The 24,851-nt window shown below is 40.1% G+C and carries 23 protein-coding genes; 12 read left to right on the forward strand and 11 right to left on the reverse strand.

The genetic code is table 11. From position 1 onward, the window contains the following. Positions 1–313, forward strand: a 313-nt coding sequence (locus ACWIB3_RS11280; protein WP_454291642.1) for a hypothetical protein, incomplete at its 5' end; no start/stop codon positions are given. Between the two features lie 231 nt (positions 314–544). On the opposite strand, the gene ACWIB3_RS11285 is transcribed toward ACWIB3_RS11280, so the two are convergent. From ACWIB3_RS11285 to ACWIB3_RS11300, 4 genes are all read right to left on the reverse strand, one after another. Next, positions 545–1,159, reverse strand: coding sequence for a superoxide dismutase (locus tag ACWIB3_RS11285; protein WP_185217666.1), 615 nt, complete (start codon positions 1,157–1,159; stop codon positions 545–547). Between the two features lie 91 nt (positions 1,160–1,250). Beyond that, positions 1,251–1,727 (reverse strand): nucleoside deaminase, encoded by a 477-nt coding sequence (locus ACWIB3_RS11290; protein WP_454291643.1) that lies wholly within the window; start codon positions 1,725–1,727, stop codon positions 1,251–1,253. Beyond that, on the reverse strand, positions 1,727–2,068 hold the full coding sequence (locus ACWIB3_RS11295) for a tRNA-binding protein (RefSeq protein ID WP_185213343.1): 342 nt from the start codon (positions 2,066–2,068) through the stop codon (positions 1,727–1,729). The genes ACWIB3_RS11290 and ACWIB3_RS11295 overlap by 1 nt, the downstream gene beginning before the upstream one ends. Positions 2,069–2,076: 8 nt before the next feature. Beyond that, complete coding sequence (locus ACWIB3_RS11300; protein ID WP_185213342.1) at positions 2,077–2,292, reverse strand: hypothetical protein; 216 nt, start codon at positions 2,290–2,292, stop codon at positions 2,077–2,079. A gap of 71 nt (positions 2,293–2,363) precedes the next feature. Between ACWIB3_RS11300 and ACWIB3_RS11305 the strand changes: the two genes are divergently transcribed. The 5 genes from ACWIB3_RS11305 to ACWIB3_RS11325 all read left to right on the forward strand — a co-directional run bounded on the left by ACWIB3_RS11305 (position 2,364) and on the right by ACWIB3_RS11325 (position 10,529). Continuing rightward, positions 2,364–2,942 carry a porin family protein gene (locus ACWIB3_RS11305; RefSeq protein ID WP_185213341.1) on the forward strand — a complete coding sequence of 193 codons (579 nt, stop codon included), beginning with the start codon at positions 2,364–2,366 and terminating at the stop codon, positions 2,940–2,942. Positions 2,943–3,105: 163 nt separating this feature from the next. Beyond that, positions 3,106–3,885 (forward strand): succinate dehydrogenase cytochrome b subunit, encoded by a 780-nt coding sequence (locus ACWIB3_RS11310; protein WP_185213340.1) that lies wholly within the window; start codon positions 3,106–3,108, stop codon positions 3,883–3,885. A 49-nt stretch (positions 3,886–3,934) separates the two neighbouring features. Continuing rightward, positions 3,935–5,869 carry a fumarate reductase/succinate dehydrogenase flavoprotein subunit gene (locus tag ACWIB3_RS11315; protein ID WP_313261666.1) on the forward strand — a complete coding sequence of 645 codons (1,935 nt, stop codon included), beginning with the start codon at positions 3,935–3,937 and terminating at the stop codon, positions 5,867–5,869. Positions 5,870–5,915: 46 nt separating this feature from the next. Beyond that, complete coding sequence (locus ACWIB3_RS11320; protein WP_175486344.1) at positions 5,916–6,692, forward strand: succinate dehydrogenase/fumarate reductase iron-sulfur subunit; 777 nt, start codon at positions 5,916–5,918, stop codon at positions 6,690–6,692. Positions 6,693–6,776: 84 nt separating this feature from the next. Beyond that, complete coding sequence (locus tag ACWIB3_RS11325) at positions 6,777–10,529, forward strand: ATP-binding protein (RefSeq protein ID WP_313261665.1); 3,753 nt, start codon at positions 6,777–6,779, stop codon at positions 10,527–10,529. 1,111 nt (positions 10,530–11,640) lie between these two features. On the opposite strand, the gene ACWIB3_RS11330 is transcribed toward ACWIB3_RS11325, so the two are convergent. The 3 genes from ACWIB3_RS11330 to ACWIB3_RS11340 form a co-directional block, all read right to left on the reverse strand. Continuing rightward, positions 11,641–12,582 carry a hypothetical protein gene (locus tag ACWIB3_RS11330; RefSeq protein WP_254529608.1) on the reverse strand — a complete coding sequence of 314 codons (942 nt, stop codon included), beginning with the start codon at positions 12,580–12,582 and terminating at the stop codon, positions 11,641–11,643. Positions 12,583–12,690: 108 nt separating this feature from the next. Further along, positions 12,691–13,842 carry a GDP-mannose 4,6-dehydratase gene (gene gmd / locus ACWIB3_RS11335; protein WP_185213335.1) on the reverse strand — a complete coding sequence of 384 codons (1,152 nt, stop codon included), beginning with the start codon at positions 13,840–13,842 and terminating at the stop codon, positions 12,691–12,693. Between the two features lie 141 nt (positions 13,843–13,983). Continuing rightward, a complete protein-coding gene (locus ACWIB3_RS11340; protein ID WP_454291644.1) occupies positions 13,984–14,547 on the reverse strand; it encodes a lipocalin family protein in 564 nt (187 codons plus the stop codon). Positions 14,548–14,574: 27 nt separating this feature from the next. Between ACWIB3_RS11340 and ACWIB3_RS11345 the strand changes: the two genes are divergently transcribed. The 5 genes from ACWIB3_RS11345 (at position 14,575) to ACWIB3_RS11365 (ending at position 21,222) form a co-directional block, all read left to right on the forward strand. Next, complete coding sequence (locus tag ACWIB3_RS11345) at positions 14,575–14,934, forward strand: hypothetical protein (RefSeq protein WP_237219520.1); 360 nt, start codon at positions 14,575–14,577, stop codon at positions 14,932–14,934. Between the two features lie 16 nt (positions 14,935–14,950). Beyond that, a complete protein-coding gene (locus ACWIB3_RS11350; protein WP_185213333.1) occupies positions 14,951–15,868 on the forward strand; it encodes a lysylphosphatidylglycerol synthase transmembrane domain-containing protein in 918 nt (305 codons plus the stop codon). A 2-nt stretch (positions 15,869–15,870) separates the two neighbouring features. Then, positions 15,871–16,581, forward strand: coding sequence for an SDR family NAD(P)-dependent oxidoreductase (locus tag ACWIB3_RS11355; RefSeq protein WP_254529612.1), 711 nt, complete (start codon positions 15,871–15,873; stop codon positions 16,579–16,581). Between the two features lie 234 nt (positions 16,582–16,815). Then, complete coding sequence (locus ACWIB3_RS11360) at positions 16,816–19,824, forward strand: SusC/RagA family TonB-linked outer membrane protein (RefSeq protein ID WP_313261662.1); 3,009 nt, start codon at positions 16,816–16,818, stop codon at positions 19,822–19,824. An 18-nt stretch (positions 19,825–19,842) separates the two neighbouring features. After that, positions 19,843–21,222 (forward strand): RagB/SusD family nutrient uptake outer membrane protein, encoded by a 1,380-nt coding sequence (locus ACWIB3_RS11365; RefSeq protein ID WP_185213330.1) that lies wholly within the window; start codon positions 19,843–19,845, stop codon positions 21,220–21,222. Positions 21,223–21,281: 59 nt separating this feature from the next. On the opposite strand, the gene ACWIB3_RS11370 is transcribed toward ACWIB3_RS11365, so the two are convergent. Genes ACWIB3_RS11370 through ACWIB3_RS11385 form a run of 4 tightly spaced genes read right to left on the reverse strand, consistent with a single transcriptional unit; the run spans position 21,282 to position 23,969 of the window. Continuing rightward, on the reverse strand, positions 21,282–22,646 hold the full coding sequence (locus ACWIB3_RS11370; protein WP_454291645.1) for an alpha/beta hydrolase family protein: 1,365 nt from the start codon (positions 22,644–22,646) through the stop codon (positions 21,282–21,284). A 4-nt stretch (positions 22,647–22,650) separates the two neighbouring features. Continuing rightward, a complete protein-coding gene (locus tag ACWIB3_RS11375; RefSeq protein WP_313261660.1) occupies positions 22,651–23,250 on the reverse strand; it encodes a hypothetical protein in 600 nt (199 codons plus the stop codon). Then, complete coding sequence (locus ACWIB3_RS11380; protein ID WP_454291646.1) at positions 23,240–23,701, reverse strand: hypothetical protein; 462 nt, start codon at positions 23,699–23,701, stop codon at positions 23,240–23,242. Before ACWIB3_RS11380 ends, ACWIB3_RS11375 begins: the two co-directional genes overlap by 11 nt. Positions 23,702–23,705: 4 nt before the next feature. Next, on the reverse strand, positions 23,706–23,969 hold the full coding sequence (locus tag ACWIB3_RS11385; RefSeq protein ID WP_185213326.1) for a DUF2089 family protein: 264 nt from the start codon (positions 23,967–23,969) through the stop codon (positions 23,706–23,708). Between the two features lie 135 nt (positions 23,970–24,104). Between ACWIB3_RS11385 and ACWIB3_RS11390 the strand changes: the two genes are divergently transcribed. Beyond that, positions 24,105–24,851 (forward strand): lysophospholipid acyltransferase family protein, encoded by a 747-nt coding sequence (locus ACWIB3_RS11390; RefSeq protein WP_185213325.1) that lies wholly within the window; start codon positions 24,105–24,107, stop codon positions 24,849–24,851.

Consider the following 24,851-nt stretch of genomic DNA (forward strand, 5'->3'; position numbering starts at 1 on the left):
TATTACCTTCGCCCCCCCTAGCTGTCGTCCTGACGAAGGAAGGATCTCGGAATTTTACAGACATATCAATTGCGGATGGCATTGGCGTACAGGTCCTTTACCTTCTCCCCCCCCTAGCTGTCGTCCTGACGAAGGAAGGATCTCGGAATTTTACAGACATATCAATTGCGGATGGCATTGGCGTACAGGTCCTCAATCTTCGATTGAGAATGACAAGGTCATGGGGGAGAAACGTACAGATTCTTCACTGATCGTTCAGAATCAAAATACGCTATTGAGGGATTCAGAGCGAAGCGAAGAATCTATTTTTTAATTTATTTTGGATCGTTGTCATCGTGAGCACAGCGAACGAACTGTTTTTTTTAATGAAAATTGATTGAAAAACATTTCACCCACGCTGTAGGCTCACCATTACAAATATCCAATTTCTATAAAGATGTTAGCCTCCCTGTGGGTTTTGCTAGATTCAAGCTTTCATTGAGACCATAAAAAAAGCGGATATCTACATTCAGATATCCGCTCTCTAAGAATAATCTATTATGGATTAACCTTTTTTAGCTTCCGCGTAACGTTTAGCTACGTCATCCCAATTTACTACGTTGAAGATCTCTTCTAGGTAGGCTGGGCGTTTATTCTGATATTTTAGGTAGTAAGCATGTTCCCATACATCGATACCAAAGATTGGAGTACCTTTTACTTCAGCAACATCCATCAAAGGGTTATCTTGATTAGGAGTAGATACTACAGCCAGTTTACCGTCTTGACCAACGATTAACCAAGACCATCCTGAACCGAATCTACCAGCACCTGCTTCTTGCAATTTCTTTTTCAATTCTGCGAATGAACCGAAAGTAGCATTAATATCATTTGCTAAATCTCCTGTAGGCTCACCACCTGCATTTGGGCCTAAAACCTTCCAGAAAAGATCATGGTTCCATACACCGCCTGCATTGTTTCTCACTGCTGCTGGGTACTTGCTCACATTCTTCAGGATTTCTTCCAAAGAAAGGTTTTCTGCATCGGTACCTGCAATAGCTTTGTTCAAGTTGTCTACATATGCTTGGTGGTGACGATCATGGTGAATGATCATTGTTTCTTTATCGATAGATGGTTCTAATGCGTCTGCTGGGTAAGGTAACGCCTCTAATTCAAATGCCATAACGTTTATATTTTATTTATTAATTATCAATACACGAATATAACAATTTAAGCGCGTTTTTGTTTCGTTTAGGCCCCAATTTGTGGATAACTCAACGTTTATTACGAAAAAAAGACATCATGAGTTCGGCACATTCCTTTTCCAGCACACCCGACTGAATGATCGTCTTGGGATGGATGATTTTTTCATGGATACTGGAATAGCCTCTCTTTTCATCGCGGGCCCCGTAGACAATCTTGCTGATCTGGGTCCAATAGCTTGCACCGGCACACATTACGCAGGGCTCAACCGTCACATAAAGGGTGCAATCCTTCAGATACTTTCCTCCGAGAAAGTTCGCTGCTGCCGTAAAGGCCTGCATTTCTGCATGGGCTGTTACATCATTCAACCTTTCGGTCATATTATAGCCCTTGCCAATGATCTTTCCATTGGACACAATGATGGCACCAATCGGGATTTCATCTTCCTCAAAGGCTTTCTTGGCAAGCTTCAAGGCTTCCTGCATATACTGCTCATCAAGACTGGGGATACCTTGTTGAGGAGTTTCTTCGAAATTGTACACCTTCATTACTTCAGCTTTGCACCGTTCGGAACCTTTCGTTCCACGGTTGTCAAAATAATATCTCCATTCTCATCCTCGAATCCCGTTACCAAGCACTCGGACATAAAATTGGCAATCTGTTTTTTAGGGAAATTCACGACTGCCACGACTTGTTTACCAATGAGCTCTTCCTTGGAATACTGTGCAGTGATTTGGGCGGAGGACTTGCGGGTCCCGATCTCCTCACCAAAATCTACCAGCAATTGGTAGGCTGGCCTTCGGGCTTTTGGGAAATCAGAAACTTCCAATATTGTCCCTACCCGTAGGTCCACCTGTTCAAACTCTTCCCAACTGATCAACTTCTCCATATCCTTCCTTATAGTCTATTTGACTCCAGGTCGGTCAATTCTTTGGAAAGGGTAAACACGACATAGTCTACATTACGGTTCAATCTTTTGGCAAGACGTTTCAAAAGTTCTTCCTCTTGGCCTGGACTGTATTGCAAGTCTTCTTCGGAAAGAGTGTTATATTTTCTTTTCAGTTTTAGTTTTAATATGGGCCATTCTTCGGCACTGATCTTGAAATTATACATATTAATATGCGCTTATTGAATAAAAACTACTAATTTAGTGTTTGGAATTAGTAAATATATAAATTTTTGATATGAAAAAAATCTTACTTGGATTAGCTGCCTTATTCTTATGCGTTCAGGCAACGCAAGCACAATTATTACCGAGCTTAAAGTTGGGTATTAAGGGCGCAGTAAACTTTTCGAGCTTGAAATCGGATGGTTCATGGTTGAATTCAGATACAAAAGCTGGATTCCAAGCAGGTATTTGGGGACGTGTAGGTGTTGCAGGTTTCCACGTTCAGCCGGAGTTGTACTATACGCAGAAAAAAGCTGGATATGAAACTGAAGATGGAACAAACAGTGAAGCAACCTTCAAGAGTGTTGATTTACCAGTTCTTTTAGGTACTAGAATTGGCTTAGGTCCAATCGGCGTACGTATCCAGGCAGGTCCAGTATTTTCATTCGCTCATGAGGGAGATATCAAATCGGTAGCCAATACAGATGCTTACAAAAAATCATCGACTGGAATCATCGGAGGTGTTGGTGCTGACATCAGCAAATTCACTGTTGACTTGAGATATGAACATGGCTTGAGTAATATGAGCAAAGATAATGCGCACAAGCAAAAGATCAGTATGTGGTCAATTGGAGTGGGTTACTCCTTCTTGTAAGCACTTAATAATAAAAAGTTTTTGGCCTGATTTGATAAAAATCGGGCCTTATTTTTTGGCGAAAATTAGAACCATTCTAAATTAGGTCTTTTTTATACATAAATCTCATTTATATGTCATCAAATAGATAGATTTGCGTACTTAAATTAAATTCATAGTAATAATGAGTAAATCAAAGCCAGTATTAACATCTTCACTAGGGAAGAAACTAATCATGAGCTTGACGGGATTGTTCTTATGTACTTTCTTGATAGTTCACTTGATCGGTAACTTACAACTATTTAAAGATGATGCGGGGTATGCGTTTAACAATTACGCTTATTTCATGACCCATTTTACCCCGATTAAAGTAGTATCATACCTACTTTATCTTTCTATCATTGTTCACGCGGTTTATGCTCTTATCCTAACTACAAAGAACAAAGCAGCACGTCCTATTGGTTACAACCAGTATGATGGAAACGCAAACAGCGCTTGGAATTCTCGTAACATGGGAATCTTGGGTACTGTTTTACTAATTTTCATTGTTACACACATGCAAAACTTCTGGTTTCAGTACAAATTTGGAACTACTCCTTACGTAGAGTACCGTACTGAAATCTCAACGGGCAACCAAGAGGTTTTACAGTTAGACGATATTCCTTCAGATTACATCGGGTATGTTCAATACGAAGACGCTGGATTTGAAGTAGTTAAATCTAAAGATTTATACAGACAAGTGGCCGTTACTTTCCAAAACCCTTTATTGGTTGGATTGTACCTTTTAGGAATGGCAGCATTAGCTTTCCACTTGATCCACGGTTTCCAATCTGCATTCCAAACGATTGGTTTTAACCACAGACGTTACAAAGGCATCATTAAAACAATCGGAATATGGGTATTCGGAATTATTATTCCAATCCTATTCGCGTCAATGCCATTGTATTTTTATTTTGTTAAATAGGTTATTTACAGATTACGCAATAGCAAGATCTTATAAATAAATAAAGGATATGTTAGATTCAAGAGTACCTTCAGGCCCTTTGGCCGAAAAATGGTCAAAACATAAATTTGAGATGAAGCTGGTCAACCCAGCCAACAAGCGTAAGTTTACCATTATCGTTGTTGGTACAGGTTTGGCAGGAGCATCTGCTGCCGCTGCATTAGCAGAATTAGGCTACAACGTTAAAACATTCTGTTATCAGGACTCTCCAAGACGTGCGCACTCTATTGCTGCGCAAGGGGGTATTAACGCTGCGAAAAACTATCAAAACGACGGTGACTCAGTTTACCGTCTATTCTACGATACGATCAAGGGTGGTGACTACCGCGCTCGTGAGGCAAACGTATACCGTTTGGCTGAAGTTTCGGTAAACATCATCGACCAATGTGTTGCTCAAGGTGTTCCTTTCGCACGTGAATATGGTGGTCTATTGGACAACCGTTCATTTGGTGGTGCACAGGTATCACGTACGTTCTACGCACGTGGTCAAACGGGACAACAATTATTGCTAGGTGCTTATTCAGCGCTTAACCGCCAGATTGAAGCTGGTAAAGTAAAATCCTACACTCGTCATGAAATGCTAGATTTAGTAAAGATCGATGGCGAAGCTAGAGGTATCATTACACGTGACCTTATCACCGGTGAGATCGAAGCTCACGAAGGTCATGCGGTATTATTATGTACTGGTGGATACGGAAACGTATTTTTCCTTTCTACAAATGCAATGGGCTGTAACGTAACGGCTGCATGGAGAGCGCACAAACGTGGTGCATTCTTTGCTAACCCTTGTTATACTCAGATCCACCCTACTTGTATCCCAGTTACCGGTGACCATCAATCCAAATTGACTTTGATGTCAGAGTCCTTGCGTAATGATGGCCGTGTATGGGTTCCAAAGACAATTGAATTGGCAGAGAAACTTCGTAAAGGAGAATTGAAGCCTAAAGATATCAAAGAAGACGATCGCGATTACTTCTTGGAAAGAAAATACCCTTCATTCGGTAACTTGGTACCTCGTGACGTGGCTTCACGTAACGCTAAGGAAATGGTTGACGAAGGACGTGGTGTTGGTAAAACTGGAGTAGCGGTATTCTTGGACTTCGCTGAAGCGATCCAACGTTTAGGAAAAGATGTAGTAGAAGCTAAGTATGGTAACTTATTCGACATGTATTACCAAATTACTGACGAAAACCCATACGAGCAACCAATGCGTATCTACCCTGCGGTTCACTATACCATGGGTGGTGTTTGGGTTGACTACAACTTGATGACAACGGTACCAGGTTTATACTGTTTAGGAGAGGCTAACTTCTCTGATCACGGTGCTAACCGTCTAGGTGCTTCGGCATTGATGCAGGGTCTTTCTGATGGTTACTTCGTAATCCCTTACACTGTAGGTGATTACTTAGCGAAAATCGGAAACTTCAAACCTGTTGACAAAAACAATCCTGCTTTCGAGCAAACCCGTAAAGAGGTTGAAGAAAAAATCAACAAGTTATTGGCCCTTAAGGGTAGCAAAACGGTTGATGATATCCACAAGAAATTAGGCCACATCATGTGGGAATACTGTGGAATGGCTCGTACAGCAGAAGGATTGGAAAAAGCAAAAGGCTTGATCCAAGATCTTCGCAAAGAGTTCTGGACTGACACGAAAGTATTGGGACAAAACGAAGAGTTGAACATGTCCCTAGAAAAAGCTGGCCGTGTTGCAGACTTTTTGGAATTAGGAGAATTAATGGTTGACGATGCTTTGAACAGAAATGAGTCTTGTGGTGGTCACTTTAGAGTGGAATCACAAACTGAAGAAGGAGAAGCAAAACGTAATGATGATGAATATGCATATGTTGCAGCTTGGCAATACAATGGTGATAACCAACCAGAGATCTTGCACAAGGAATCATTGGTATTCGAAAACGTTAAGTTAACACAAAGAAGTTATAAATAAGCCAAAGGGCTTCCTGTGAAGCCTTTTGCTACTCAAAAATATTATCATGAGTGCACATATGAATTTAACGCTAAAAGTTTGGCGTCAGAAAAACTCAAATGACAAAGGACAATTCGTGACTATCCAAGCTAAAGACATCGCTGATGATATGTCTTTCCTAGAAATGCTGGATGTGGTAAACGAAGACCTAACTCGTCAAGGGGAAGATCCTATCTATTTCGACCATGACTGTCGTGAAGGTATCTGTGGAATGTGCTCCTTAGTTATCAACGGACGTCCTCATGGACCTAAATACGGTATTACAACTTGCCAGCTGCATATGCGTTCTTTCCACGATGGCCAAACTATCGTAATTGAACCATGGAGAGCTGCAGCATTCCCTGTATTGAAAGATTTAGCTGTTGATAGAACATCATTTGACAGAATCCAACAAGCAGGTGGTTATATCAATATCAACACTGGTGGACCCCAGGATGCCAACAATATCTTGATCCCTAAGCGTATCGCTGATGAGGCTTTCGAATCGGCAACTTGTATCGGATGTGGAGCGTGTGTTGCTGCATGTAAAAATGCTTCAGCTATGCTATTCGTATCGGCTAAGATTTCACAATTCGCATTATTGCCGCAAGGTCAGACTGAACGCTATGAACGTGCTCAGGCAATGGTTGACCAAATGGACGCAGAAGGTTTCGGTAACTGTACAAATACCGGAGCTTGTGAAGCGGAATGTCCAAAAGGCATTAAATTAACAAACATCGCAAGAATGAACCGTGAGTATTTTACGGCGAAATTCTTCCGTCAAGAAGACGTTCACCAACACTAAGGTTGAATTTCTCTATAAAACTCCTCGTAAAATTATTTGCGAGGAGTTTTTTATTTATATTTACCCATTAGTAAAATCAGATAAATGGGTAATAAAATAAGAATCCTCTTACTAATCCTGACTGTATCTTTCCTCGCTACCGCCATCATGATCAACAAAATGGTAACCAAGGAAGATATGTTGGAATTGGATACCAGAACTCTTTCAAATAACATTCATCGATACGAAGACATTGTAGACGAGCTGTGGGCAGATTCTAATCTCATGAAAGCCTTCGTCAATGTTGAGGTCTACCCTACCCAAGTCCTAGATGTAGCCAAGAAATACGGCGACAAATACAAGATCTTCTTTTATATCTATAAGGACCATAAACCCATATTCTGGAGCAACAATATCTATGTTCCCCTTACGGATGGCGGCATCCAATCGGATGTGGTCTTTATACAGGAAGATAATCGATCCTTTATCCTCAAACGGAAGACATTAACCTCCAATACTTCTGTCCTCGCATTAATCCCTGTAAAGACCAATTTCTCGATTACCAATGAATATCTCGTCAATCATTTCTTCAATGAGCTCATTGCCACCAACAATCTGACCATTGCAGACTATACGGATACAGAGAACATAAAAAACATCTATAGCAAGACAGGGGCCTATTTATTCTCGGTTAAGCTAAATCAAGGGAAGCATGACAATATTTTTATGGATATCCAATTTATGTGTTGGGTATTCGCTTCGATCTGTTTCCTGATCTTGGTCAACAATATCTGTCTGATGATTGCAAAGAATGGCAGACCCTGGTTTTCACTTGCCTTCTTTACCTTTACTTTGATCCTGACCCGATATGTGGATCTAAACACAAACTGGCTGGCATCCTCATCAAGCATTGGACTCTTTGACCCTAAATATTACGCTTACAGTCCTCTCCTACCTAACCTCTGGGGTTTCTTTATGACCACCTTATTGGTAGGTTGGCTGGTTTTTTATTTCAGGGTTATCCAACCTTACCTTAGGATCCCATTGAAGAAACTGACTGGAAACCTAGCGACCATTACTGCCTTGCTTTCAATTTTGGGGATCTACCTGATCAGCAACTTACTGTTTTTCCATCTTTCTACCCTGATTACGAACAGTACCGCGGTAACATTGGACCTGACCAATTTACTTTCCTTTAACTCCTACAGCTGGTTGAACATCTTGATCATGTGCATCAACATGGTTATCCTGCTCTATTTCATAGATACGGTTGTCAATATCTTAAAGTCAATCCTACCGAATACAACATCCTTTCTGAACATTCAATTGATTGCTTTGGTTACAGCGATCATCTTGAATGCCATTTTTGTTGGCGACAATACCTTCTTTAACATCTTCTTGGCCGGCATCATCATGCTAAGGGCCTATAGTAAACTGAAGGTAAACCTGGCCATGTCCACTTTTATCCTTACCCTGGTTTTCCTAGCGTTCATGACCACCTCCGTCTACACCCGAAGCTTGGAGTCAAAGGTAGAAAGGGAAATGAAGGTGACGGTAAATCAGTTGGAGGCAGAAGACGACCTAAATGCCACTGCCCTGTTTGTGGATCTGGAAAGGAAGATAACAGCTGACGAAGGATTGCGACAATCTTTCGCCATCAGCTTGCCAAACACACAGATTGACATTATCAATGAATATATCAAGAACACCTATTTCAGTGGTTACCTTTCGAAATTTGAGTTCAACGGTTATTATTATTACAATGACCAGGCCCTAGGCAACTATGAGAACAATAAAATCGATGAATATCGAGAGAAGGTAATCAATAAGTCCACCAAGGTTCAACAGACCGAACATTTCTACCGTGTCCGTAGTGACTTGGGAACCCATGAATATTTCCTGCAATTTGATATACCAGTCGATACGACCGAAGACCGTGTGGTCCAAGTATTCATCAACCTCAAGAACAGGGCCTATGGCACGACGATGCCTTATCCAGAGATCCTTTCGGATAGCAAGGTGGAATTTATCAGGAACTACCAGAGCAATGCGACCTCCTTTGCACTATATCGTGATGGAGCATTGGTCACCCAAAATGGTTCATTCACCTACCCTAATAAGGATGATGCCTTTGGTGGGAAGGTACAGCAATACATAACAAGGGATGACTATAATGGCTACTTTAACCTGGTCTATAAACCGGATGCTAATACCACCCTTGTGGTCAGCACTCCGCAGCTAAGCTTATGGCAGTCTGTCGCGGTGTTCTCCTTCCTATTCCTATGCCTGTACATCTATTTCCTGATATTCGATGGTATCAAATATTTCTTTAGTACCATTACACAGAAATCATTCAATTTCCGAAGTATCAAATACCACTTCAAATTATTGATAAACCGTATCCAGTATAGTACGCGGATTCAGACCATGATCATTGGTGTCGTGATCTTTGCGATCGTAATCTCTGGATTTATTTCCTTTATCAGTATTTCGGGTCAATTGGAAAAATCGAAGGTGCAGCAACGTCTAGGTTATATCATGGATGTGGTAAAAAAGATTGAGAATAAGATCCAATCTTCCGATAACCTATCCGAGGCTGAAATACAGGACTTTGTAAAGAATTTCTCCGAAACCTCGGTCACTGACATCAACCTCTATAACAAAAACGGAAAGTTGATCTTTACCTCCCAACCCAAGATCTATGATATGGGATTGGTTTCACGGTTTATTAATCCGATCGCGTTCAATAACCTGAACGTTCTCAAAAAAACGGATTCCTTTATCAAGGAGAATGTTGTGACCTTTGAATACAATTCAAGTTATGCAACGATTAAAAACAATGAATACAACAATATCCTCTTCTTAAATATTCCATACTTTACATCCGTAGAGGAAGAAAATGAAAGCCAAAACTTATTGTTGAATACCCTCTTGAATATCTATACCATCATTATCCTAGGGTTAGGTTTCTTAACGGTCATGGTTGCCAACTCCATTACCAAACCATTGAGCTTGATCGGTAAAAAGCTTTCCCAAACGATATTCAGCAATAAACCAAACGAACCATTGTACTGGGAGCGTGATGATGAAATCGGCGCCTTGGTCAAGGAATACAATTTTATGATCGTGAAGCTGGAGGAAAATGCCAAACAGTTGATGAATGCTGAACGGGAATATGCTTGGCGCGAGATGGCTAAACAGATTGCACATGAGATCAAGAATCCATTGACTCCAATGAAATTGGGGATCCAACAATTGACACGTAGTTATACGGAGGATGATCCGAGGTTTGAAGAACGGTTCTTTAGGATCTCAAATTCCTTTATTGAACAGATCAACAGCTTGAGCAAGATTGCTACTGAGTTTTCAAATTTTGCCAAGTTACCAGATACCAATTTAGCAAAGATTAACCTGATCGAGAAGATCAATAAATCTGCGAACGTCTACCATAACAACCATAATACGTACATTAAGATTATCAATAACACGGATGATGAGAATGTTTATGTATTGGGAGATAGGGATCAATTGCTGAGGACCTTCAATAACTTGATCAAAAACTCCATTGAAGCATCGATTGGAAGAAAAAAACATCTGATCAGCATCTTGATCGAGCATTTGGACCAAAAGAAAGTCAAGATTATCGTGAAAGATAATGGGATGGGCATTCCGGCCGATGTGATTCCAAAGATATTCCAACCAAACTTTACAACGAAAAGTTCCGGGACAGGACTTGGATTGGCTTTTGTTAAGAAAACCGTCGAGTCCATGAATGGAGACATCTCCTTTGTGACTTTTGAAGGCATAGGAACGACTTTCACTATTATCCTGCCTCTTTATGAGGAAGAAGATAAATAAAGGTTTAAAAGCCAAGAAACGGCTGTTATTGGGAAGGGCTATGGTTAGCTTCTGATGAGAGCTTTGGAAATAAAAGCTTTTGTTGGGATGAAGGCTTTTTCTACACCCTCTTTGTGTCACCTTGAAGGGTCTCGGAACTATTCATGCTTCATTTAAAATAGTTTCCTCATCTTACGATTTCGGATTGACTTCAATCCTTAAAAAAAATAATAAAATAGATTCTTCGTTTCACGCTGAACCCCTCTTTAGCGTATATTGATTCTGACCGTTCAGTGAAGAATCTGTACGGATTTCCCCTTCATGACCTTGTAATTCTACATCGAAAAGGGAGGACCTGTACGCCAATGTAAATTATTGTAGATTGAAGAACCTTGCGCCAATGCAATGTGTTTTCAAATGGATTTTGCATGGTTCCGAGATTCTTCGTTCCTCAGAATGACCCCAAAAAGGGATTAAAAATGGAAAAAATATTTCACCCACACTGTGGGTTATCCGATTAACGATCAGATTCTCTACAAAGATTCCACCCCTTCCAGGGGTTCCCAATTTATACAAACATACATCCTTCCGAAGGAAGCACTTTAGCCACCGGCTCATTTCCAGTGGCGGAAAAATGGATAGAATGCCGTCGACTTGTGCGATGGGATTGGCCTTGGAATGCTTTCAGAAGATCATCCCATCAAAAGGGATGATCTTCTGAAAGATATTCCCGACAACAAGGCATTCTATCCATGTGCGCTGGATTGTGCGAAAAGCCACCTTAAATGGGCCGAAGGTTTTTGGTTACTTTTGGGCTCCAAAAGTAACAATGAGATCGGTAATCCTTAAATGGGCCGAAGCGTTACGGATTCGAGTTGTTTTTGGCATCCGTGAGCTCCTACGTCGGTTTGGTTACTTTTGGGCTTCAAAAGTAACGAAGAATCTAAATTTCTTTTCCTAATTTAATGACATTGCCCTTCGGGGAACCTTCTCAATGTAACACCGGAAAGGGGAACCAATACAATCATTAAATCTTACGATTCACCAAGCCGCTCCATTGGCACTCATCCACAAAAAACAAAAAAGGAGCTGAATATTCAGCTCCTTTCTTGTGTTTATATAATAACCTTTTTTATTTCAATACAACTGAGGAACGACCCATTATGGCATCATCCGCATAAAGCAATACCGTGTATGCTCCTTTTTGGAATTTGTGATTAGGATCAGACCACATAAATTGATATTCTTGACCGTTATTATTGAATTCAATGTTTTCTTTGAACGTATATTGTAATTTTTCACCATGCACTAAGAACAAATCCTCCGAGTTGGCAATTAGGTTACCTTTAGGGTTGATAATCCTAACATATACTTCCTTTTTCCCCATTGCCGCCAAAGGATTGTCCGCAACGGTAAAGTTGATCTGAAGTTTATCAATACGCTTAGCTTTATTTTCATTTTCTAAAGAGCCATTTCTTTTCTCTTCGATCCCGATGATATGTACATTGGATACTTTGATAGAAGAAGCTTTGGCAATTTTATCGGTAAGCGCATTTTTTTCCGTTACGAGCGTAGCAGCTTTTGCCTCGGAATCTTTGACTTGCTTATTGAGGTCTGAATTCGTTTCTGCCAACAGCTGATTTTTGATCTTCAAGGCCGTGACATCATCCTTCATTTTTGAAACCTGATCTTTCAACAAAGAAACATCAGCTTTGGCAGCCTCTATCTGAGGGCCAGTGATTTCATTGTTTTCGAGTCCTTTTCGTAAATCTTCAATCTTTTGCCTAGCGGACTGTTCTGCTGCAACCAAAGCGGCAGTACTGGTAATACCTTCAGATTTGATATTATCAAGTTCGGCCTCAATACGGTCTATTTCAATCTGTAAATTTTCTTTCTGAAGAGTCACTGTGTACAGTTTTTCACCAGAAGATTTATATTTTACATAGAAATATATATTGGTGGCCAAAAGGGCTGCAATTGCAATCACGAAAAAGTAGATCTTAGAATTATCCCTTTTTACTACAGGGGCGACTTGCGCTTCTTTTGTATCTATCTTGTTAACGTCTGTTTTCATTTTCCATTATCTCCATTGAACTGTTAAGTGGGGAGACACTAAACAATTACAAAATGAATATTTAATATTTATTTAACTTTCGGAAGCAAATATTGTTCCAAGTTGCTGCTATTCAAAATAATTTAGGATATCAAAGCCCCCTTTTTTGAGATATTCCTCTCTTTGCATAAGTTTGAGGTCAGAGAGTACCATTTCATTCACCAACATTTCAAGGTCGTATTTGGGTTTCCAACCTAATTTGTTGTTTGCCTTACTCGGATCACCAATCAATAGATCGACCTCCGTAGGGCGGTAATAAGCAGGATCTACTTTTACAATAGTTTGACCTAGCTTAATTTTCTCAGGATCAAGACCTAGCTCCTTCAATCTTTCGTTATCACGATCAATAATAACGCCTTTCTCAGCTTCTGCTTTACCGGAGAATTCCACTTCAATCCCTAGCTCAGCAAAGGCCATCCTGACAAATTCACGTACCGTAGTCGTCACACCGGTAGCTATAACAAAGTCTTCAGCCTTATCCTGTTGCAAGATCAGCCACATGGCTTCAACATAATCTTTGGCATGTCCCCAATCACGTTGTGCAGAGAGATTGCCTAAGTAAAGTTTATCCTGAAGACCTAATGCAATTTTCGCAGCAGCACGAGTAATCTTTCTAGTCACGAAAGTTTCTCCCCGCACAGGGCTTTCATGATTAAAAAGGATACCATTGCAGGCATACATATTATATGCTTCGCGGTAGTTCACCGTAATCCAATAGCCATAAAGTTTTGCAACGGCATATGGACTTCTTGGATAAAATGGAGTGGTTTCACTTTGAGGAACAGCCTGAACTAGCCCATAAAGCTCCGATGTAGAAGCTTGATAGATACGGGTATGTTCTGTCAACCCCAACAAACGGACAGCCTCAAGGATCCTTAGCGTTCCAAGTCCATCGGCATTTGCAGTATATTCTGGGGTATCAAAGCTCACTTTCACATGGGATTGTGCAGCGAGGTTATAAATTTCAGTAGGTTTCGTTTCTTGAATGATCCGGATCAGGTTGGTTGAATCTGTAAGATCGCCATAATGCAGGACGAAATTACGTCCTAATTGGTGCGGATCTTGGTACAAATGGTCGATACGGTCGGTATTAAACAAAGAACTTCTTCTTTTCAATCCATGCACGACATAGCCTTTTTTTAATAAAAACTCTGCTAAATATGCTCCGTCCTGTCCGGTAATACCGGTAATGAGAGCAACTTTATTACTTTCTTGACTCATTCTGATTGTTATAACTTGACAAATATAGAGATTTCAGACAAACGATTGAGAAAAACCTTACCGAAACCTGATAAAATGGCTTGCATAAAAAAAGCCGTAGATTTCGCTACGGCTTACATTCAAAAAATTCTTTTTGTGGAATTATTCTCCGGCTCTACTAAATTTAAGAACCAAGTTTCCAGTTTTACCGTCATTCAAATCTACCGGCAAACGCATCTCCAAGGAGTTTTCATCAGCATAAGACAAATCCAAACGGTAACCACTTGTTACGTTAGAAGCTTTGTCTCCAGCATAGATTTTCTTGAATTGGAATGCAGGCTGACCACCTGTTTTACCGGGATTGAAGATAGACCAAACAATGGTACGTACAGTTCCACTAGCACATAGGTTTCCATCCGCATTAAAGGTGATGCTTCCTCTTTGGTTTCCGCCAGGAAGGTTCCATAGCGAACCGATGAAACAATCAACCGGTGCTTCATCAAACATATTTTTAACGGTATAGCTGCTTGGGATGTTTTCGCGGGTCACGGAATTCAATGTCCATGTTCCTTTCACTCCCGAACGCCATTGTGATGCCGATGGGCCTGTAGCAGAAACAGCTCCTGATTCAGTACCACCTGTAGCGCCTTTTCTTGGTGCTCCACAACTACCTAAAACCAACAAAGCTGTTAGTAAAGATAAAAACGAAATAATACGTTTATGCATATTACAAATTTTAAAATAGTATAATAAATGTATATTAGTAAACAAAAAACTCAATTTTCATTGATGAACAACACTTCCAAAAATCATACCATAAGCAAAATTGTAGCCAAGGCTATTCTTCGTTTGATGATGATTGTTTTAATTGTCGGAATTGTATTCGCTTTTAGCAAAGATGCTAAAATACTGGATAATATTTCTTTAAATTTCCCAAACAAATGGGCTATATTTGCCCCCATTTCCTTATTCATTATCTTTATCATTTTGATGTTCATGATGTTAAAGGAAAAATACAGACGGATTGATTTGAATTGGTTATTCAGCTTGTGTGGAGGATTTCTGCTGATTTACCTGATTTTATTCTATTCCCGCATTTACCCGATGCTATAATTACAGCAAAAATTAAATGGAAAAATCAAAGATTTGGGAAATCGCAAAAAACATCCTAAAGGTACTGATCACAGCGGGTGCTCTGTATTGGGTTTCTACAAAAATATCATTCAAGGACCTTACTGAGGTATTAAAAGACAGTAATCCCCTATACTTATTCTTTGCCCTGTTGGCATATATATGCTCCATTTTAGTAGCATCCTCACGGTTGAACTCTTTCTTTAAAGCGATAGGACTCAAATTGACCGAACGCTATAATTTTAGACTCTATCAATTAGGCCTGCTCTATAATTTCTTTCTACCTGGAGGAATTGGTGGAGATGGCTATAAGATCTTTTTCTTAAAGAAGAATTTCCAGATTTCTCGTCGGCAGGTATTGGGTGCAGTTTTTTTTGATAGGTTATCGGGTCTTTGGGCCTTAAGTATCATCACCGGTGCCCTGATTATCTTCATGCCAAGGTTAGCCATACCAAATGCTGTTACCATAGCAGTCCTTTTTATAGGAACTATCAGCTACCTGTATGTGCTCCGTCTATTCTTCAAGCAGTTCCTTAAGAATTTTATCACGACCCATTTTAAGGCCTTATGTGTTCAGGGTTTTCAAACCTTGACCGCAACCTTCATATTATTGGCCATGAACTTTGATGGCAAGTTCTCTCCCTACCTATTGATCTTTATGGTCTCTCAATTGGTGGCTATTGTACCTTCCATTGGGGGAGCGATCGGACTAAGGGAATCTGTCATATTCAGTTTGGCAACCTACCTTAAATTGGACCCACATATCGCGGTAACCATTAGTTTGATATTCTATATCATATCTTTATTGGTTGCCTCAAGTGGTATATACTATATATTCAGGCCACAACGATTGGGAGCAGATAAATTACCATCTGCAAAAGAAGTAGAGGAAGAAATAGATAAAGAAGAGGAATAATAATGGCAAATATCATCATAACAGGCGCTAGCAGTGGAATAGGATTTGAAGCCGTGCTAGATTTGACCGCGAATAAGGAAAATAAGGTAATCGCCCTGGCGAGATCAGCAGATAAATTGAGAAAATTACATGAGATTGCGTCCTCATTGAACCATGATGGCGGAACACTCTATCCGGCACAATTTGACATTGTGTTTGACAATTATCCTGAATCTTTGGTCCCATTTATCCAATCCAAGTTTGACAAGGTTGATATCCTGATCAATAATGCAGGGGCGCTGATCAATAAGCCATTTTTGGAAACAAGCATGGAAGATGTTGCCCAGATGTTCCAATCCAACCTATTGGGGCATATACAGATGATTAAGCATATCGTTCCGATGATGAAAGAAGGAGGCCATATTGTCAACATCAGTAGTATGGGTGGGTTTCAAGGGTCTGCAAAATTCCCTGGCTTATCAGCATATTCCGCAAGCAAAGGGGCTTTGGCCATCTTAACGGAATGTTTAGCGGAAGAGTTAAAGGATAAAAATATTAAAGTGAATTGCCTAGCCTTAGGTTCATCACAGACTGAAATGTTTGAAGCAGCTTTCCCAGGTGTTGAGGCGGGAACCTTAGCTTTTGAAATGGGAAGATATGTCGCTGAGTTTGCCCAAAACGGACATAAATATTATAATGGAAAGATCCTTCCTGTTGCAAATACGACCCCTTAAATAAAAAAATACAAGAAATTAAAACGGCTATCATGGTACATGATAGCCGTTTTTTATTGTTTAAACATCGAATTGCTAAAATTAACTCCTCGCTTATAAAAGCGCTAATATTAAAAATTTTGACTATCATTTATTTGATTATTAAATTTTTCTATATTTAATTTAATAATCAAAGCCTAAAGGAGTTAGAACAGCTCCTCAAGTGAACACTAATCACTAACTGAAACTTATTTTATGAAAAGAAAACTACTTTTTTTCTTATCGTTGTGTCTGATGCATTTCATTGCATTTGGACAAGACCAAACGATTACAGGAACAGTAACTGACGCTGTAACCAATCAGCCCATTTCTGGAGTTACCGTTCGTGCAGTTGGAAGCAACTCTGCAGCACAGACCGATGCTCAGGGACGCTATGAAATCGGTGTAAGTGCTTCTATCAAAGCCTTACATTACACTTTTGTTGGCTATAGCTCCCAACAGCTGAGCATCGACAACCGAAAAAACATCGATGTTCAATTGACACCTGCTGCTGCAGACCTGGAAGAGGTTGTGGTAGTGGGTTATGGTACTCAGATCAAAAAGGACATGACCGGATCGGTCGCCAGTGTAAAAATGTCTGATTTGGAAGATGTACCTCTACAAACTGTTGAAAGTGCCCTGCAAGGTCGCGCACCTGGGGTATTTGTCAACTCAAGCTCTGGAAAATTAGGACAGGCCCTACAGATCCGTGTTCGAGGTATTTCCTCGATCTCAGCAGGTACTCAACCTCTGTATGTCATCGATGGAGTGCCAATTATTTCTTCTGCCATGGGTACTTATGATGAACCAGATAACCCATTGGCAGCCATCAGTCCTGATGACATTGAATCCTTGGATGTATTAAAGGATGCTGCTGCTACAGCAATCTATGGTGCCAGAGGTTCGAACGGTGTAGTGATCATCACGACCAAAAAGGGTAAAGCTGGAAGGACAAAATTTGAGTTAGGCTACTTTGGGGGGTTCAGCGATCCAACCAAAAAGGGTGAATTCCTGAATGGAACCCAGTATAAGGAATTATTGGGCACTGCCCTGAACAATGGCGGATACATCGGAACCGGTGAAGACCAATATCCTACATTAGCTGAATTTTGGGAGGATTGGACCGGGTCGGATGATTGGGACAAAAACTACAACAGCAATTGGGTAGACGAAGGATTGAGAAGAGGTGGAATCCAACAATACAGCCTAAATGTATCTGGAGGGGATGAAAAAACAAGATTTATTGCTTCTGGAAGTTATAACGACAATAAAGGTGTTATTATCGGCAACCGCTTTGTAAGGACCTCCGGCCGTTTAGGTTTGGACCATTCGGCAAATTCCTGGCTAGATGTTGGCGGTACGATCAATATCAATAAAATTGACAACTACCGTGTTAGCAGTGACAATGCCTTTTCAAACCCTTTACAATTAAATGCCCTTCCCCCTATCCAAGCGATCAGGGACGAGAATGGAGTATTGAACAATTATACAGTTTATTATAACAACCTGATTGATCTTGAAAATGGCAAAAACCTTTCAAACACCTACCGTACATTCGCAACGGCTTATGCCAGTGCTAAGATTAGCCCTAACCTGATCTTCCGTTCGGAATATGGTATGGATTTCCAAAACCTGGAGGAAGAAATCTTTCTAGGATCAAGAACCCAAGATGGTGGTGATGTTGGAGGTTACGGCTGGAATTACCAAGCCCGCTCAATCAATTTCAATACCAACAATACCTTGAACTATAGCAAGACATTCAATGAAATCCATGATTTCAGCGCGATGTTAGGTATGGCTTATCAAGAAGGACAATTAAGATCCACCATGGCTGAAGGTAAAGGTTTTCCTTCAGACCAATTCACTAAGATCATCAGTGCAGCAATAAAATCAAACGCCAGTTCATCTGAGTCTAGGTTCTCATTCCTATCTTACCTAGCGAGAGCTAACTACAAATTCAAGAACCGCTATTTATTGGAAGCGACCTTACGTATTGATGGGTCTTCCAGATTCGGTAAAGAATCTAGATATGGTTCTTTCCCAGCGGCTTCAGTAGGTTGGGTGGTTTCTGAAGAGGACTTCTTAAAAGGCAACTCAACCCTATCATTCCTAAAACTGCGAGCAAGTTACGGTCGTACCGGTAATGCCGAGATTGATAACTTTGGACCAAGGACACTGTACACAGGTGCTAACTATGCCGGTGTTCCGGGAACTGTTCCATTGAGATTAGGCGATGAAAAACTGACTTGGGAAAACACAACTTCAAGCAACTTCGGTGTTGACTTTGGTTTCTTCAACGATAGATTATCTGGAACCATCGATGCTTATTTCAAGAAAACAACCGACCTATTATTGGATGTGCCTATTGAATCTACCAATGGATTCACGACCATCCTTCAGAACGTAGGTGATATGCAGAACCGCGGTATGGAGTTCGCATTGAATTCTAAAAACTTTGTTGGCGAATTTAAATGGAGTACTTCATTCAATATCTCCTTCAATAAAAACAAAATCTTAAAGTTGGTTGATGGGCAGCCTATCTATCCAGGAGGTCGCTATTTGGGTAGAATTGAAGAAGGTATGCCTTATGGTTTCTTTTACGGCAAGGCCTATGCTGGTGTAGATACTGAAAATGGTGATGCTTTATATTATTTGGACGCAAGTCAAACGACAACAACCAACGAATACTCGGAAGCTGCTGATCAATGGATTGGCGACCCTAATCCTAAGTTCTTTGGTGGTTTCGGAAACAACTTCTCCTATAGGAGCTTCGATCTAGCCATCCAGACGCAATTTGTTTATGGCAATGATATCTACAATGCTGCAGGAGGTTTCCAATCAACCAATGGTGATTACTTCGATAACCAGACTTTAGATCAAATGGACTATTGGAAGAAACCTGGCGATGTGACCATGATTCCGCAACCTCGTTTTGATGAAGGAAATGGAACAAGACCTTCTTCTCGCTATATTCAAGATGGTTCCTACTTCCGTGTTAAAAATGTTGTCCTTGGTTATAACTTACCTTCTAGTATTGCCAACAAAGCTTATATGCAATCTGCTCGCATCTATGTTTCTGCTACAAACTTGTTGACTTTCACTAAATACAACGGTTATGACCCAGAGATCAACACGACCTTTGCCGGCAGGTATCAGCTAGGTACTGATTTTTATACAGCACCGCAGCCTAGAACGATCACATTTGGAGTTAACATTGGTTTTTAATCTTCTAAGCGAACTATCATGAACATCATAAAATATATTACAATTCCTGCTGTGGCAGTTGCACTGACCTTGGGATCATGCGGAAAAAAACTGGAGATTGAGCCTGTCGACGATATTTCGGCTGAAAAGGCACTTTCTACCCCTGCAGATGTAAACAACGCCCTCACCGGTGCTTATACCATTATTGCAGAAGGCGCATTATATGGAACGAACCTGGTTATGGTTCCGGATCTATTTGCCAGCCCTGGTTATTTAAACTGGACTGGATCCTTTTCAACTTATCGAGACATCTCGAATCAGAATATTATTGCAACCAATGAGGATGTTACCCGTACCTGGACCAATGCTTATCAGGCGATCAATGCCGCCAATACAGTCCTAGAAGCACTTCCTATCATCACTGATGAAGATATGAAGGCCCAAATTGAAGGTAAAGCTTATTTCATTCGTGGTATTATGTTCTTTGAACTTGTGCGTCTCTATGGCTTACCATATGAAGCAGGTGGAGCTAATTCAACCCCTGGTGTACCTATTCCCCTGAAAGCGGTTACTAAGTTTGAAGACCTGATCAAAGGGATTACGAGAAGCACAGTGACAGAGTCCTATGCACAGGCGGAAAAAGATCTATTGGCCTCCATCGCCAAATTAGCAGATTACCCTTCTGACCTCGCAGCCTCACAAGGGATGTTGGCACGTCTATATTTACAACAAGGCAAATATGACAAAGCCAGAGACCTAGCCAATGATATCATCGAAAGTGGAGAATATGAGCTATCTCCGACTTTGGAAGCTCCTTTCCGTACGCCAAATTCTTCTGAAGGCGTATTTGAGATTCAACAGAACGAACAAAGTAATGCTGGTTCTTCAAATGATGGATTAGCAACATTCTACTCTAGCTATTTGAACAATACAGGTGGAAAAGTTGGTCGTGGTGATTTGAGCATCTTGAATTCCTATTACAACACTTTTGATCCTACCGATAAACGCAGAACACAGATGATCTATGATGGCACTGGCGCCAAATCGGGTTGGTTTACCAAAAAATGGTACAATTATTTTGACAACATCCCAGTGGTTCGATTGACCGATTTGTATCTTATGCGCGCTGAATGTAACTTCAGATTGAGCACTGCCATCGGAGCCGATCCATTAGATGACATCAATGTACTACGTGAAAGGGCTGGACTCGAAGATCTAGAAGATCTGACCTTGGACGCTATCTTATTGGAACGTAGTAAGGAATTGGCCTTTGAGGGTCACAGATTGCACGACCTGAAGAGAACAAAAAAGAATATTGGTTCTCTTCCGTACAATTCTCCGAAAATGGTATTCCCTATTCCATATAGAGAAATCTCAGTGAACCCTGCATTGGTACAGAATCCAGGTTATTCACAATAAAAGATTATATAAAAATAGCGGTCTAAATTAGACCGCTATTTTTATTAAATACCTATACTTTATAAAGCTTTAATCCAAGCTGTAATCTCCTTTAACACTTCTGGACTAATTGTTTCTTCAATTTCAGCATATTCACCTACAGCCCCAGTTTTAGCATTCTGGAACAAATGGTTTAAGTTTGGGTAGACCTTTAAAAGGTCTTTTTTGTTTTTTGGAAGGTTGTCCGTTAGGCTTTCTATATTTCCAGCAGCGGGCACTTGGACATCCTTGCCCCCAAACGCTGCAAATGTAGGGATCTTGATCTTTTTGATAAATGGCACTGGATCTATCTTGATGAAATGACGGAACCATGGAGTCACCAAAGCAGCTAGCTGATCAGCACTTTCCATATTTTGGCTACCGCTTACTGAACGCATATTATTACGTATGGCGTCAAATGCCTTGTCGCCCGGAAGGTCGGAGGCCATAATCTCATAATTCTTCTTGATTATTGCACGTTCTGCTTCAGAAATATCCTTTCCTTGTGATTTCATGATTGCTGCATTCTGGAGAATCATCAGAGAGTCCATCCTTATCGTTGGACCAGCCAAGGTCACAATAAAATTCAACCCACTAGCTTGTTGCCCTGCGAGGATCGTGGCTATCAATCCGCCTTCACTATGGCCTATTATCCCAACTTTCATTGGATCTACTTGGGCTTGCTTGCGCAAGAAGCTCAAAGCTGCAAGTGCATCTTTTCCAAAATCACCCGTAGTAGACTTCGCAAAATCGCCTTGGGATTTCCCTACTCCTCTATCATCATAACGAAGAACCACAATATTGTTCTTAGTCAGGTAATCCGCCAATACCTTAAAGGGCTCATGGCCCATTAAAGTTTCATTCCGATCCTGGGGCCCGCTTCCAGAAACCAATATCACTGCTGGATATTTACCTGGTTCTTTGGGCTTGGTTATCGTTCCGGCAAGAGTTACCTTGTCTATTTTATTTTCAAATGTTACATCTACGGTATCATAAGGATATGGAGGATTTACGCGTTGGCTTCGTTTAAAAGTACCAGCTTCACTGGCTTGCTCAGCAGTAAGTTTGCTAAGGACTAATTCAGTCTTTAGCCCCCCTTGCTGAAACTTGCCATCGATTCTCATGCGGTCAGTGCTGATCTTTCCAGCATATTTTACGCCCATACTTTTCAGCTCCACAAATATCGAATCACCTTCGGCAAGAATGCTTGTCAAAGGAAATCTATTAGTGCTCTGTTTAGGACTCTGCATTGTCCCTTCCCAAGCTCCATTGTATTTAAATTCAAAGATTAATGGCAATTCCATCCCTGAAACCTGCAAAGCTCCCTTCCAGTTTCCTTCAAAGGATTGTGAAAATCCCATCGAACATGAACAAAACAGGACCAGTGCCAAAAAATAATTCTTCATATACTTAAAAATAAGGGTTTAATACATTCAAAATAACGTCCAAAACCAAAGTCAACAACACAATCGCTATAGTATGGAACAGTTTATTACTGTTGATGGCAATTTTCATACCTCTAACCAGTAAATGAAAAAAATAATAAATGGAAAAAATACTGAAGATTCCCGCCAAGGTGATGATCCCCAAATTAATAGGTGAAATATTTAGCTTATCAATATTACCTTTTTCAATTTCACCTTTAAGATCATCCATGATTCCCATTATGTATGGATTCAATAGAAAAAGGGCAATAACAACCAATACGCATTGCGCAATGAGCACTGAAATCAACACATCCAATAGTCTGGTCTTGGAATAATTGAACCTTGCATAGGCATACATTAAGGCAGTTAATGCCCCAGTATTGATAAGACCATAGATTAAATATTTCCAAAATGGCCTTGGATCAATAAAATGCAATTGAATAATCCCGTTGTTAATAAAATGGAAGAAAAACCCTAATATACTCAGCAGCAGAAAACCTAAACTACCAAAAATCAATAATTTACGACTAGTTACATCCTCAAATGGATTTAACATGATATTGACAAAATCTCTAGAACTCATCTTTGTAAGGTTTATATTGGTTTATTATTTTTTGGATCTCTTCAGGTTTTTGGGTCCCAATCATTAACTGGCTTCCGTCTTTCATGATCAATTGCAATCCTTGATCTCCTTTGGCAGAATAGGCTTTTCCCCACTTCCCTATTCTGTAACCCCAGCCTCCAAAATCCGCAAATGTATAGGTCCTAATATACGCAGAAGCAATGTCAGACCATGGAATAAATTTATTCCAGATAAAAGGGATGAAAACGATACGGATTCCTTCGGAATCATAGGTAGTCTTTAATTTAATCAGTAATAAGAACAGCAACACGATTACTGACAGCAGAAAGCCACTGGTTTTGAATACATCCATATAATAGGGACTGATGGCAAAAACTTGGGCAACTATAACCGCTAAAATGATTAAGAGCAACCAAGTGGTCAGCATATTTTGATTTTCTTTGAATTTCATGATTTTACTGAAGGTTTTTAACTTTATCTATCAATTCATCAAGCTTATTCCTAACGGTTGGATAGCTCTTTCCTAATTTATTGGCCATTTCCTTGAGACTTCCAGAGTTTAATAGAAACTCAATAATGAAGTCCTGTTCCTCAGGTTCCAAACGCATCAATAAAGGAAAATTAAATCTTCCAGCCACCTCTGTTTCGCAGTTGCTACAGTGCAATTTTACCACAGACATTTCATTATCGCATGCCGGACATTGAATAGGAAACTTCATATATTATAGATTTACTTAAATAAAGTTAAACATATATTTAATAATATTTAAACTTTGTTTAACATTTACAATTTAAGAATTGAAGAAAGGGATAAAATATACTAATTCGTATATTTGCTCAATTTTAGTTTACAGATGAGAAAGTTATTAGGATTTATCCTTACTCCGATATTTTATATTTGTTTTGCATTATCATTATTGATATTCCATCCCATTCAATGGTTATGCTTGAAACTAGGGGGTTATGCCGCCCATAAGAAAAGTGTTGATATCTTAAATGGCTTTCTGGTAGCATGTAACTATACCCTATTCAACAGGACACAGTTTATCGACAACAAAAACATTCCAGTTGGCAAACCCATTATCTTCATTGCCAATCACCAAAGTACCTACGATATCCCACCTTTGATTTACTTTTTGAGAAGATTCCATGGTAAGTTCATCTCTAAGATTGAATTGATGACCGCCAATATTCCAAGTATCTCCTTTAACCTAAAACATGGGGGAGCGGCAAATATTGACCGAAAAGATCCAAAACAGTCAATTGCAGAGATCTTGACCCTAGCCAATAACATGAAAAAGAATAATTGGTCAGCATTTATTTTTCCTGAAGGGACAAGGACTAAAACCGGAAAGATGAAGTCTTTCTCTGTAGGTGGAATTGCGACTTTGATGAAGAAAAACCCAGAAGCACTCGTTGTTCCAATTGCAATTAATGGGTCCTATAAAATGGTAGAATGGGGAGCATTTCCACTTAGGCCTTTCACCCACATGTCTTGGGAGGTTTTGGATCCCATTGATACCACGGGATTAAATCCAGAGGAGATTGTGAAGAAAGCCGAAGATTTGATCCGCGCCAAGGTGAAGGAAGAAAATCTGTAG

This window comes from Sphingobacterium sp. NPDC055431 (assembly GCF_053644255.1).